This is a genomic window from Tabrizicola sp. (assembly GCF_036781545.1).
Taxonomy (GTDB): domain Bacteria; phylum Pseudomonadota; class Alphaproteobacteria; order Rhodobacterales; family Rhodobacteraceae; genus Tabrizicola.
Map to the genome: position 1 here is coordinate 1 of NZ_DAIQAT010000111.1, position 11,512 is coordinate 11,512.

Annotated in this window: 14 protein-coding genes; 9 read left to right on the top strand and 5 right to left on the bottom strand. The window is 67.1% G+C overall.

Features of this window, described 5'->3' with window-relative positions; translation table 11 throughout:
* From V7Q39_RS14800 to rnc, 4 genes are all read left to right on the top strand, one after another.
* A partial coding sequence (locus V7Q39_RS14800) for a DUF308 domain-containing protein (protein WP_333817375.1) occupies window positions 1-270 on the top strand: 270 nt, incomplete at its 5' end.
* Between the two features lie 43 nt (window positions 271-313).
* Window positions 314-739: a holo-ACP synthase gene (acpS, locus tag V7Q39_RS14805; RefSeq protein WP_333817376.1), complete on the top strand. Its 426-nt coding sequence runs from the start codon at window positions 314-316 to the stop codon at window positions 737-739.
* Window positions 740-792: 53 nt separating this feature from the next.
* A complete protein-coding gene (lepB, locus tag V7Q39_RS14810) occupies window positions 793-1,593 on the top strand; it encodes a signal peptidase I (RefSeq protein WP_443082527.1) in 801 nt (266 codons plus the stop codon).
* Window positions 1,590-2,279: a ribonuclease III gene (rnc, locus tag V7Q39_RS14815; protein ID WP_333817377.1), complete on the top strand. Its 690-nt coding sequence runs from the start codon at window positions 1,590-1,592 to the stop codon at window positions 2,277-2,279. The genes lepB and rnc overlap by 4 nt, the downstream gene beginning before the upstream one ends.
* Here rnc and V7Q39_RS14820 read toward each other — a convergent pair.
* Window positions 2,276-2,824 carry a thermonuclease family protein gene (locus tag V7Q39_RS14820; protein WP_333817378.1) on the bottom strand — a complete coding sequence of 183 codons (549 nt, stop codon included), beginning with the start codon at window positions 2,822-2,824 and terminating at the stop codon, window positions 2,276-2,278. The two genes, rnc and V7Q39_RS14820, sit on opposite strands and share 4 nt — an antisense overlap.
* Before the next feature lie 116 nt (window positions 2,825-2,940).
* Here V7Q39_RS14820 and era point away from each other — a divergent pair, with 116 nt between their 5' ends.
* From era to V7Q39_RS14840, 4 genes are all read left to right on the top strand, one after another.
* Entirely contained in the window at window positions 2,941-3,852 is a 912-nt protein-coding gene (gene era, locus V7Q39_RS14825) for a GTPase Era (RefSeq protein WP_333817379.1), read from the top strand.
* Window positions 3,853-3,975: 123 nt separating this feature from the next.
* Entirely contained in the window at window positions 3,976-4,311 is a 336-nt protein-coding gene (locus tag V7Q39_RS14830; protein ID WP_333817380.1) for a DUF1491 family protein, read from the top strand.
* A gap of 102 nt (window positions 4,312-4,413) precedes the next feature.
* Entirely contained in the window at window positions 4,414-5,145 is a 732-nt protein-coding gene (gene recO / locus V7Q39_RS14835) for a DNA repair protein RecO (RefSeq protein ID WP_333817381.1), read from the top strand.
* 50 nt (window positions 5,146-5,195) lie between these two features.
* Window positions 5,196-6,419: an MFS transporter gene (locus tag V7Q39_RS14840; protein ID WP_333817382.1), complete on the top strand. Its 1,224-nt coding sequence runs from the start codon at window positions 5,196-5,198 to the stop codon at window positions 6,417-6,419.
* On the opposite strand, the gene V7Q39_RS14845 is transcribed toward V7Q39_RS14840, so the two are convergent.
* The 3 genes from V7Q39_RS14845 to V7Q39_RS14855 form a co-directional block, all read right to left on the bottom strand.
* Window positions 6,416-7,426, bottom strand: a complete 1,011-nt coding sequence (locus V7Q39_RS14845; protein WP_333817383.1) for an SDR family oxidoreductase — start codon at window positions 7,424-7,426, stop codon at window positions 6,416-6,418. The genes V7Q39_RS14840 and V7Q39_RS14845 overlap by 4 nt on opposite strands.
* A 59-nt stretch (window positions 7,427-7,485) precedes the next feature.
* Window positions 7,486-9,147 carry an acyl-CoA dehydrogenase family protein gene (locus V7Q39_RS14850; RefSeq protein WP_333817384.1) on the bottom strand — a complete coding sequence of 554 codons (1,662 nt, stop codon included), beginning with the start codon at window positions 9,145-9,147 and terminating at the stop codon, window positions 7,486-7,488.
* A gap of 112 nt (window positions 9,148-9,259) precedes the next feature.
* Window positions 9,260-9,778 carry a DUF3859 domain-containing protein gene (locus tag V7Q39_RS14855; RefSeq protein ID WP_333817385.1) on the bottom strand — a complete coding sequence of 173 codons (519 nt, stop codon included), beginning with the start codon at window positions 9,776-9,778 and terminating at the stop codon, window positions 9,260-9,262.
* Between the two features lie 83 nt (window positions 9,779-9,861).
* Between V7Q39_RS14855 and V7Q39_RS14860 the strand changes: the two genes are divergently transcribed.
* A complete protein-coding gene (locus V7Q39_RS14860; RefSeq protein ID WP_333817386.1) occupies window positions 9,862-10,632 on the top strand; it encodes a sulfite exporter TauE/SafE family protein in 771 nt (256 codons plus the stop codon).
* A 76-nt stretch (window positions 10,633-10,708) separates the two neighbouring features.
* Here V7Q39_RS14860 and V7Q39_RS14865 read toward each other — a convergent pair.
* Window positions 10,709-11,512: phosphoenolpyruvate carboxykinase (ATP) (locus tag V7Q39_RS14865; RefSeq protein WP_333817387.1), on the bottom strand; the 804-nt coding region annotated here is incomplete at its 5' end.

Genomic DNA, 11,512 nt, shown 5'->3' on the forward strand with positions numbered 1-11,512 from the left:
GTGATCAGCCTGACCTATCTGCTGGCGATCCTGTTCGTGGTCTCGGGCATCTTCAAGGTCGTGGCCTCGCTTGCCATGCCGGCCGGCAACTGGAAGTGGATAGTGCTGCTGTCCGGCGTCTTGTCGCTGGGGCTGGGCATCCTGATCTTCGCCAACTTCGCACAGGCCGCGCTGACCACGCTGGGGCTGCTCCTGGGGCTTCAGCTGATCTCGGACGGGGCGTCGATGCTGGGACTGGCGTTCGCGGCCCGCAGGCTGGAGCGGGTCTGATCCTTCGTTCCGGCGCCGGGGCGCAGCGCGTCAAGGTGCCGGAATGATCCTCGGCATCGGCAGCGACCTGTGCAACATCGAGCGGATCGAGGCGGTGCTGGCGCGCCACGGCGACCGGTTCAAGGAGCGGGTCTTCACCGAAATCGAACAGCGCAAGGCCGAAAGCCGGGCGCGGGCGGTTGCGGCCACCTATGCCAAGCGCTGGGCGGCGAAGGAGGCCTGTTCCAAGGCGCTGGGCACCGGCCTGCGGATGGGCATCAGCTGGAAGGACATGGCGGTGACGAACCTGCGCTCGGGCCAGCCGGTCATGCATGTGACCGGCTGGGCGGCGGAACGGTTGCACGCGATGACGCCCGCGGGGCACGAGGCGGTGATCCATGTCACGCTGACTGACGACCACCCCTGGGCGCAGGCCTTCGTGGTGATCGAGGCGCGTCCGCTGGCCGCGCAGGGGGCGGCGCGCGCTTGACTCCCCGGACCCCCGCGCGCATGTAGCGCCGAAAATCAGCAAGGCAGGACATCATGGCCAAGGGCACTTCCGAAGGCGGCATCGTCGAGACCATCAAGACCGTCTTCTGGGCCCTGGTCATCGCCATCGCCTTCCGGTCGATCTTCTTCCAGCCGTTCTGGATTCCCTCGGAATCGATGAAGGACACGCTTCTGATCGGCGACTTCCTGTTCGTGAACAAGATGGCCTACGGCTATTCGCGCTATTCCTGCGAGATCCCCTTCACCACGATCAGCCTGTGCCCGGTCTCGGGCCGGGTGCTGGGGTCGGAACCGCAGCGCGGCGACGTGGTGGTGTTCCGCCATCCGACGGCGGGGACGGATTACATCAAGCGGCTGATCGGCCTGCCGGGCGACAAGATCCAGATGAAGGAGGGCATCCTCTACATCAACGGCGTCGAGGCGCCGCAGGTGCCGGACGGGGTCTTCGAGGAGGTGATGGAGCCGCAGGGCCCGATGCGCAACCGCCCGCGCTGCGAGAACGGCGCGGTGGGCGAGGGCGGCATCTGCAAGAAAAGCCGCTTCATCGAGACCCTGCCCGAGGGGCGCAAGCACCATGTGCTGAACATCGACAAGGCGGGCGGGGCCGACACCACGGATGTCTTCACCGTGCCCGAGGGCCATTACTTCGTGATGGGCGACAACCGCGACAACTCGACCGACAGCCGGTTCCCGCAATCGGTGGGCGGCGTGGGCTATCTGCCTGCGGAATACCTGATCGGCCGGGCGGACCGGATCATCTTCTCCTCGGCTGGCCGCAGCCTGTTCTTCTTCTGGACCTGGCGCGCGGACCGCTTCTTCAAGGCCATCGAGTGAGGCTTTCAGCGGACCTGTTGGCCTTTCAGGGCCGGCTGGGGCACAGGTTCAGCAAGCCCGACCTGCTGTTGCGCGCGGTGACTCATTCCTCGATCGGCTCGGCCACGCGGCCCGACAACCAGCGGCTGGAGTTTCTGGGCGACCGGGTACTGGGGCTGGTGATGGCCGAGGCGCTGCTGTCGGCAGATGCGGAGGCCAGCGAAGGCCAGCTTGCACCGCGCTTCAACGCGCTGGTGCGCAAGGAGACCTGCGCCGATGTCGCGCGCGAGGTGGGCCTGGGCGAGGTGCTGAAGCTGGGCCGGGGCGAGATGCTGACCGGGGGGCGCCGCAAGGAGGCGCTCCTGGGCGATGCGATGGAGGCGGTGATCGCCGCCGTCTACCAGGACGCGGGCTTCGAGGCGGCGCAGGCGCTGGTCCTGCGGCTCTGGGGCAGGCGGATCGCGGCGGTGGAGCCGGATGCGCGCGACCCGAAATCGCTGTTGCAGGAATGGGCGCAGGCGCGGGGGATGCCCCCGCCGGTCTACGAGGAAACGGGCCGCGCGGGCGCCGATCACGCGCTGGTCTTCACCATCCGGGTAAGGCTGGAGAACGGGGCCGCGGCCGAGGCGACAGCGCGACCGAAACGGCTGGCGGAACAGACGGCGGCGCGGATGCTTCTGGAACGGATGGAGGCGGGGGGGGCTTAGTCCGGCATGGACGGAGGCATTCGCCCCCTCTGACGTGCGTCACATCGCCAGAGCTTTCGGCGAATGCCAGGTAGCTCGAGGTCCGAGTATTTCCCGCGTGAGAACTTCGGCCAGTCTATAGCCATTCCAGCCTTGACCATCTCGGCCGACAGATCGCGACCATCCGAAAGGTAGCAGGTTGCCACTGTTCGATCGTGCGATAGGTTGCCATCGAAGACCGCCCGCACTTCTTTTCCCCTGCACAGGTTGACCAAGGCCCACTTGGCATTCTTGCCGTAAGGGTGATCCATCTCGGGTGCGTCGATCCCCGCAAGCCGAATGCGGGTGCCGCCGATGTCGATGGTATCTCCGTCGATGACCCAGGCACGTCCTCGAAGTTCCTGAACCTCGACAATTCTGATGTGAGTTGTCTGGTGGATCTCTGTTCGCGGAGGCTGCCTGGGCCTGGGTTGTTGCGCAACGACTCTCGTATCCCGCTCGACCAGGACAATCTTCGGACGACGCGAGCGCGCGAAGGTGCGAAAAAGCAGACGCAGTATACCCATTGAGTGCGACTCGGTGGACCTCAGCCGGTAGAATGACGCCTGACCTGCCCAATGCCAACTGGCCTTTGCTGCGCTTTTCCCGTAGTGGGCCTGATCAAACAAGGATCAAGCATCCCATGACGACACGCGCGGGCTTCGTCGCCCTGATCGGAGAGCCGAATGCCGGCAAGTCCACGCTTCTGAACCGGATGGTGGGGGCGAAGGTTTCCATCGTCACCCACAAGGTCCAGACGACGCGGGCGCGGATCCGGGGGATCGCCATGGCGGGGGCGGCGCAGATCGTCTTCGTCGATACGCCCGGCATCTTCCGGCCCCGGCGGCGGCTGGACCGCAGCATGGTCAAGGCGGCCTGGGGTGGGGCCTCGGATGCCGATGTGATCGTGCTGCTGATCGAGGCGCATCGCGGGTTGACCGAGGGGGCGCAGGCGATCATCGACCGCTTGAAGGACGAGATGCCTCAGGGCAAGCCTGTGGCGCTGGCGATCAACAAGATCGACCGGGTGAAGGCCGAGACCCTGCTGGCGCTGGCCGAGGCGGCGAACCAGGCGTTTCCGTTTGCGAAGACCTTCATGATCAGCGCCGAGCGGGGGCATGGGGTAGACGCCCTGCGCGACTGGCTGGCCGAGGTGCTGCCCGAGGGTCCCTGGTTCTACCCGGAGGACCAGATCGCCGACCTGCCGATGCGGATGATCGCCGCCGAGATGACCCGCGAGAAGTTGACCCTGCGGCTGCACGAGGAACTGCCCTACCAGCTGACGGTCGAGACCGAAAAGTGGGAGGACAAGCCCGACGGGACGACCCGGATCGACCAGATCGTCTATGTCGCGCGGGACGGGCACAAGGGAATCGTCCTTGGCAACCGGGGCGAGACGATCAAGGCCATCGGCCAGGCGGCACGGGCGGAGATCGCCGAATTCCTGGGTCGGACGGTGCACCTGTTCCTGCAGGTCAAGGTGCGGCCGAACTGGCTGGAAGAGGCCGAGCGCTATTCCGAGATGGGGCTGGACTTCAAGGACGGCGATGCCTGACGGGCCCGAATTCTTCCAAGAATTCGGGCAAATTCCTTCGAAGGAATTTGGCTTCTGTCCGGCGTTGCGCGGGTCGCGGCGTCGGAGCCTCCGGCGGGAGTATTTCAACAAAGAGCAAATCGGATGAGCGCGCGGCTGGCCTCGGGCATCTGGGTTTCGGCCTATCTGACCCGGCTGCGGCTGGCGGATATTCCGGCCTATGTCACCGTGAAGGGCGATCCGCAGGCGGGGGCGGTGGTGGTGAAGGTGGCGGCTCTGGACGGCACGGCGCGGGCCTTCGAGCGGCGCTCGGACCTGATGACCGGCGCGCGGGCCTGGATCGTGCTGGCCGAGGGGGAGGAGCGCGAGGTGGATGCGCTGCTGGCGCGGACGAAGGCGCGGGACCCCGATCTCTGGGTGATCGAGCTGGAGGACCGGCAGGGGCGGACGCTTCTGGAGGAAGAGGGGTTGCGGGATTGAGGCGTCCCGGAGCTGATCCGGAACCTCTCGTCACACCCGGAGGCCCCGGATCACGTCCGGGGCGGGGTTGCGCCCGATCCCCGGCACCCCGATAGTCCCCGGATGGACTGGCGCGACGAAGGGATCCTTCTGTCCATGCGGCCGCATGGCGAGACCTCGGCGATCGTCGAGGTCATGACGGCGGCGCATGGGCGGCACCTGGGCGTGGTCCGCGGCGGGGCGTCCCGCAAGATGGCGGCGGCCTTGCAGCCGGGGACGGGGCTGGCTCTGGAATGGCGGGCTAGGCTCGACGGTCATATCGGCAGCTTCACCGTCGAGCCCCTGCGGTCGCGCTCGCATCTTTTGGCGGACCGGCTGGCGCTGGCAGGGCTTCTGTCGGTTTGCGCATTGCTGCACGAGGCGCTGCCGGAGCGGGAACCGCATCCGGCGCTGTGGCGGCGGACGCTGGGGCTGGTGGATGCGCTGGGGCAGGAGGGCTGGACCGCCGCCTACCTGCGCTGGGAATTGTGCCTTCTGGAGGAGATCGGCTTCGGGTTGGACCTTTCCAGCTGCGCGGTGACCGGGGCGCGCGAAGGACTGGCCTATGTCAGCCCGAAGTCAGGGCGCGCGGTCACGGCACAGGGCGCGGGGGACTGGGCCGACCGGCTGATCCCGCTGCCCGAGGGGCTGGACGGGGAAGGACCGCTGGGGCCGGAGGCGGTGCTGATCGGCCTGCGGCTCACGGGCTTCTTCCTCGACCGCGAACTGCGGCCCGTGCTGCACGACCGGCCCCTGCCCGAGGCGCGGTCGCGACTGGTCGACCTCATGGCCAGGTTCTCCCGAAACGACGGATGATGTCGCGCCTGTGGCAGACGGAACCCTGACCCGCCCCTTCAAGTGGCGCCATGGCCTACCGTTACATTCCGCTGGCGCTGCGCCACAGCCCCACCCCCCGGATTGAGCATTTCGCGCTTCTCTCCGGGCTGGATGCCTCGATCCGGGGCACGCTGATCTCGACCATGCCGCTGGTGGTCTATGATGCGCTGGGCACCGCGCAGGCAACTTCGGTCGCGTTCTTCGTCTCGGGGGTGGTGTCGCTGGTCTGGGGGCTGATGGTGCCTTGGGCGACGCGGACGATCCCCCGGCGCTGGGCCTATACCGGGGGCGGCTGCCTGTATCTGATCGGCAATATGCTGGGGGCCATCGGGACGGTCTGGTCGGTGCCGCTGGCGCTGATCTGCAACGCGATGGCGACGGTGACGATCTTTGTCTGCCTGAACGCCTATGTGCTGGACTATGTCGACCGGGCGAACCTGGGGCGCAGCCAGTCGACGCAGATGGTCTATGCCGCCGCGCCCTGGGCCATCGGGCCGCTGGCGGGGGTCTGGCTTTATCACCAATGGCACGCGCTGCCCTTCATCGTCTCGGGCGGGTTCGCGCTGCTCCTGCTGACGAGCTTCTGGGTGCTGCGCCTGGGCAACGGCAAGCAGATCCAGCGCGCCAAGCGCCCCGCGGTCAACCCGCTGGGCTATCTGGGCCGGTTCTTCCGTCAGCCCCGGCTGATTGCGGGCTGGATGTTCGCAGTGATGCGGAGTTGCGGCTGGTGGGTCTATGTCGTCTACCTGCCGATCTTCTGCATCGAGGCGGGCTTGGGCGACAAGGTCGGCGGCATCGCGCTGTCGATCACCAATGCGCTGCTGTTTGCGGCTCCGGCGCTGAACCGGCTGGCACGGCGGCTGTCGGTCCGCCGGTCGGTCCGCTTCGCCTTCGGGGCTTGCGGCCTTCTGTTTCTCTTTGCCGGGCTTCTGTCGGTTCTGCCCTGGGCAACGGTGGCGCTGGTCATGGTAGCCTCGGTCTTTCTGGTCACGCTGGACGTGGTGGGCGGGCTGCCCTTCCTGATGTCGGTCAAACCCAGCGAACGGACCGAGATGTCGGCGGTCTATTCCAGCTTCCGCGATGTCTCCTCGATCCTGACGCCGGGGGCGGCCTGGCTGGTTCTGTGGGTGGCGCCGCTGCCGGGGATCTTCGTGGCGGCAGGCGTGGGGCTTCTGGTGTCCTGGGCCGTTGCCGGTCAGTTGCATCCCAGGCTGGGAACCGCGCGGCCTTCGCGCGGGGGCGTTGCCGCCTAGGCCCAGATCCTGCCGTGCCTGACCAGCCAGTCGGCGGCAGCGAGGAGGGCGGCCTTGGGGGCGATGAACTCCATCTCCATCTCTTTCACCGCGCGGGCGTTCGAGACCCGTTCCAGATGGCCGAGCTTCGGCAGGATCGCGCGGATCGAAGGGTCGAACAGCGCCAGCAGGCGGACGAGGGGCTTCGGCGCCTCGCGCGTCGGGATGCGGCGGGTCGGGTAGGCGGCTTTCAACGTGCGGCCCATGTCGACCATCGCCATCGAGCCGGAGGCGGCGATGTAGCGCCTGCCGATGGTTTCCGGCCGTTGCAGGGCACGCAGATGCATCTCGGCCACGTCGCGGACATCGACCATCGGGAAGCCCATCGGCGGCATCATCGGGTCCTTGCCCTTGAGGATGCGCTGCACCAGTTCCAGCGAAGAGCCATAATGCTCGTCCAGCGGCGGGCCGACGACCAGGCCGGGGTTGATGGTGGTGAGCTTGAGGCCGCGCGCCTTGGCGATCTCCCAAGCGGCGCGTTCGGCGAGGGTCTTCGACTTGGCGTAGGCGGTGGTGGTGGGCAGATGGGTATCGCACCAGTCGGCTTCGTCCTGCAGCGTGTCGGGCTTGGTTTCGTTCAACACGGCGGCGGTGGAGGAGGTGAGGACGACGCGTGTCACCCCCGCGGCTGCGGCGGCTTTCAGCACGCGCTCGGTGCCTTCGACGGCCGGGCGGATCACTTGCGCCGGGTCCTTCGGCTGCGACAGGGGGAAGGGCGAGGCGGTGTGGACCAGCGCGGTCACACCGGCGAGGGCCTCGGCCCAACCCGCGTCGGATTCGAGGTCGGCCTGGACGAAGCTCAGCTCGCCCGCATGTTCGGTCAGGTAGGGGGCCAGCGCGGCGCGGACCTCATCTGCGCGGTCCATTCGGCGGAGCGTGCCGCGCACGGCATAGCCTGCGTTCAGAAGCTTCAGCGCGATGTGCTTCGCGATGAACCCGGACACGCCCGTCAGCAGCACCAAGTCCATACCCGCCCCCTGAACCACATATTCCAAGCATTAGGGGCTGGCATGCGCAAATCAAGCGGTCACTCCAGAAGGCGGCGGGCAATCACCTGCGCCTGGATTTCGGCGGCGCCCTCGAAGATGTTCAGGATGCGCGCGTCGCAGAGGATGCGGCTGATCCGGTACTCCAGCGCAAAGCCGTTGCCGCCGTGGATCTGCAGCGCATTGTCGGCCGAGGCCCAGGCGACGCGGGCGCCGAGGAGCTTGGCCATCCCGGCCTCGAGGTCGCAGCGGTGGCCATGGTCCTTCTGCCAGGCGCTGAAATAGGTGAGCTGGCGGGCGATCATGATCTCGACCGCCATCATCGCGAGCTTGCTTTCGATGCGGGGGAAGTCGATCAGGCTTTTGCCGAACTGCTTGCGGTCCTCGGCATATTGCATCCCCGTCTCCAGCGCGGCTTGTGCGACGCCGATCGCCCGCGCGCCGGTCTGGATGCGGGCGCTCTCGAAGGTCTGCATCAGCTGCTTGAAGCCCTGACCCTCGACGCCGCCCAGAAGGTTTTCGCCCTTCACCTGGAAGTCGTCGAAGTTGACGGTGTATTCCTTCATGCCGCGGTAGCCGAGCACCTCGATCTCGCCGCCGGAAAGGCCGGTGTCGACAAAGGGGGTCTCGTCGGTGCCGGGGGTCTTTTCGGCGAGGAACATGCTGAGGCCGCGATAGTCGGTGGTGCCTTCGACCGACCGCGCCAGCACCGTCATCACATGCGTCCGCGCGGCATGGGTGATCCAGGTCTTGTTGCCGGTGAGCTCCCAGTCGTCGCCCGCCTTCCGGGCGCGGGTGCGCAAAGAGCCGAGGTCGGAGCCGGTGTTCGGCTCGGTAAAGACGGCGGTGGGCAGGATTTCACCGGAGGCGAGGCCGGGAAGCCATTTCGCCTTCTGCTCGTCGGTGCCGCCGCAGAGGATGAGTTCGGCCGCGATTTCGCTGCGGGTGCCAAGCGAGCCGACGCCGATATAGCCGCGCGAGAGTTCCTCGGAGACGACGACCATGCTGGCCTTTGAGAGGCCGAAGCCGCCGTAGGTTTCTGGGATGGTCAGGCCGAAGACGCCCATCCCTGCAAGCTCCTGGATCACCTCCATCGGGATCAGCTGATCCTTCAGGTGCCAGTCGTGAGCGTGGGGGATGACCTTTTCGTCGGCATAGCGGCGGAACTGGTCGCGGATCATCTCCAGCTCTTCGTCCAGGCCCGTGGCCCCGAAGGTCGCGCGCCCGTGGTTGTCGCGCATGAGCGCCACGAGGGCCGCGCGGGCGGCGGGGGTGTTGCCCTCGGCCATAAGCTGCGCGGCTGCCTGACCCGGTTGCCAGCCGACCTTCAGGTCGGAGAGGCGGGCGAATTCGGTCTGGCTCATCGGGATGCCGCCCGCGATCTGGGTCAGATATTCGCCAAAGCCGATCTGCAGGATCAGCGCTTCCATCGCGCCGAACTGCCCCGCCTCGGCCAATCGCGCGGCCCAGGCGTTCAACTGGCGCAGCGCCTCGACATAGGTCGCCAGCCAGGACAGGGAATGCGCCTGGAACTGCCGCGCCTCAAGGGCCTGGTTCGACACCTTGCCGCCGGTCGAGACCTGCGCCTTCAGCCCGTCGCGGGCCGCGACAAACAGCGCCTCCACCTCGGGCAGGGCGGCGGTGGTCAGCGCGGAAAGGCCTTCAAGGAGGGGCGTCTGGGTCATGGCTTGTCCGTCTGGCATGGGTCGTCTCCGGCGAGATTCTGCACCTGCGAAGGACTAGCGTCTTCGCAAGTGCAGAGCAACAAGATTTCACAGACGTGGAGATATGAGACTTAAAATGTCGCGGCCGATTTCAGGAAATCGCACCGCAGGCATTCACGATCTCGGGCAGGGCGGCAGCGGGAACGACCTCGAACTCGACCGAGTAGAGCTGCGTCTCGCCCTCCCAGGCCTCGAAGCGCCAGAGGCCGGGGATCAGCTCTTCGTCGCGATCGAAGCGGAAGAAGGCAAATTGCTCGCCGGTGTCGGAGAAGCCGGACTCCCAGGTCTCGGGGGTGGTGGAGCCGGGACGGTAGACCCGCATTTCCCCCGCAGCGAAAGCCCCGTCCACCAGCCGCGACTTCACCCCGAAGGCCAAGCCGACAGCAGCAGGAACCACCTGCCGGTCGGGCCAGTGGAAGTCGATCATCCTGTCGGGCACATGGATCCAGCCCGACAGCGTGCCGGGGGCCGGGCGCTGGTCCATCGCCTGAAGCGCGCAGAAGACGCCGACCCGCAGGCTGGCGACGAGCGGAGCGGCTTGCGGCGGGGCGGGATCGGCCTGAACTGGAGAGGAGAGCGCGAGGGCAAGAGCAAGGGCCAGCCGTTTCATCCCGATCCTCCGCGTTCGATTTCTGCCAGTTCCGCTTTTCCTGTGGAGGGGATTGCGCCACAAGGGTCTGGAAAGGGCAAGTCATGTTCGATCTGGTCTCTGGCGGGCTGACGGGGCACGCCTTCGCGGCGGCGCTGCTGGTTACGCTGTTCGCGGGGTTCGTCAAAGGCGCGGTCGGGTTCGCTATGCCGATGATTCTGGTTTCGGCCTTTGCGGTATTCCTGCCGCAGCCGCTGGCCCTGGCGGGGCTGATCCTGCCGACGCTGGTGACAAACCTGAGCCAGGCCTTCCGTCAGGGCGCGGGCCCGGCGCGGGAGACGACTGTCACCTACCGCCGCTTCCTGATCGCGACGGTCGCAGGCATCGTGATCTCGGCCCCCTTCGCCGACATGATCCCGCGCATGGCCTATCTTCTGATGCTGGGCCTGCCGATCACGATCTTTGCCGCCCTGCAACTGATGGGGCGAAGCCTTGCGATCCATCTGGACCACCGCGACCGGGCGGAATGGGGGCTGGGGGCGGTCGGCGGGCTTTATGGCGGGGTGTCGGGCATCTGGGGGCCGCCGCTTCTGGTGTTCCTGCTGTCGACCGGAGCGGACAAGGGGGAGATGATCCGTGCGCAGGGCGTGGTGTTCCTGATCGGGGCGGCGACGCTGCTGGCGGCGCATCTGGGCACGGGGCTTCTGAACGCGCAGACGCTGGGGTTTTCGGCAGCGCTGAGCCTTCCCGCTCTGGCGGGGCTTTACGCGGGGTATTGGGTGCAGGACCGGCTGGACCAGGCCCGCTTTCGGCGCTGGACGCAGGGGCTGCTGGTGGTGACGGGGCTGAACATGGTGCGGCTGGCGCTGGCCTGACCGCTCGTCGTGCGCTTCGCTTCTCCTCGGCTCGTGGTCCTCCGAGGAGAAGACGAAGTCGAACGACGAGGGGCCGTCAGCCGATGGCCGCCGCTTTCACGTCGGCGTCGATGAAGGGCACATACTGGGCGAAGTTCTTCTGGAACATGCCGATCAGCTTTGCCGCCTGTGCGTCATAGGCCGCCGGATCCGCCCAGGTGCGGCGCGGGTCGAGAAGCGCGGCATCGACGCCCGGAACCTCGACCGGAACCTCGAAGCCGAAGTTCGGGTCCTTGCGGAACTTCGCAGTGCCGAGCGAGCCGTCCAGTGCCGCCGCCAGAAGCGCGCGCGTGGCCTTGATCGGCATCCGCTTGCCGGTGCCATAGGCCCCGCCGGTCCAGCCGGTGTTGACCAGCCAGCAGGAGGCGCCGTGCTTGGCGATCTTGGCTTGCAGGAGCTTGCCGTAGACTTCCGGGCGGCGCGGCATGAAGGGGGCGCCGAAGCAGGTGGAGAAAGTGGGCTGCGGCTCGGTGATCCCGCGCTCGGTCCCGGCGGCCTTCGAGGTGAAGCCGGAGAGGAAGTGATACATCGCCTGCGCCGGCGACAGCCGCGCGATGGGGGGCAGGACGCCGAAGGCGTCGCAGGTCAGCATCACCACATGACGCGGATGCCCGCCCAGCCCGGTGGCGCTGGCGTTCGAAATTGCTTCCAGCGGATAGGCGCAGCGGGTGTTTTCGGTGAGGCTGCGGTCGGAAAAGTCCAATTCCAGCGTCTCGGGATCGTAGACCATGTTCTCTACCACCGTGCCGAAGCGGTGGGTGGTGGCGTAGATTTCCGGCTCGGCCTCGGGCGACAGGTCGATGGTCTTGGCGTAGCAGCCGCCCTCGAAGTTGAAGATGCC

Coding starts and splice junctions, on each gene's coding strand:
- acpS (WP_333817376.1), top strand. CDS start 314: ATGATCCTCGGCATCGGCAGCGACCTGTGCAACATCGAGCGGATCGAG.
- lepB (WP_443082527.1), top strand. CDS start 793: ATGGCCAAGGGCACTTCCGAAGGCGGCATCGTCGAGACCATCAAGACC.
- V7Q39_RS14820 (WP_333817378.1), bottom strand. CDS start 2,824: ATGGGTATACTGCGTCTGCTTTTTCGCACCTTCGCGCGCTCGCGTCGT.
- era (WP_333817379.1), top strand. CDS start 2,941: ATGACGACACGCGCGGGCTTCGTCGCCCTGATCGGAGAGCCGAATGCC.
- V7Q39_RS14830 (WP_333817380.1), top strand. CDS start 3,976: ATGAGCGCGCGGCTGGCCTCGGGCATCTGGGTTTCGGCCTATCTGACC.
- recO (WP_333817381.1), top strand. CDS start 4,414: ATGGACTGGCGCGACGAAGGGATCCTTCTGTCCATGCGGCCGCATGGC.
- V7Q39_RS14840 (WP_333817382.1), top strand. CDS start 5,196: ATGGCCTACCGTTACATTCCGCTGGCGCTGCGCCACAGCCCCACCCCC.
- V7Q39_RS14845 (WP_333817383.1), bottom strand. CDS start 7,426: ATGGACTTGGTGCTGCTGACGGGCGTGTCCGGGTTCATCGCGAAGCAC.
- V7Q39_RS14850 (WP_333817384.1), bottom strand. CDS start 9,147: ATGCCAGACGGACAAGCCATGACCCAGACGCCCCTCCTTGAAGGCCTT.
- V7Q39_RS14855 (WP_333817385.1), bottom strand. CDS start 9,778: ATGAAACGGCTGGCCCTTGCTCTTGCCCTCGCGCTCTCCTCTCCAGTT.
- V7Q39_RS14860 (WP_333817386.1), top strand. CDS start 9,862: ATGTTCGATCTGGTCTCTGGCGGGCTGACGGGGCACGCCTTCGCGGCG.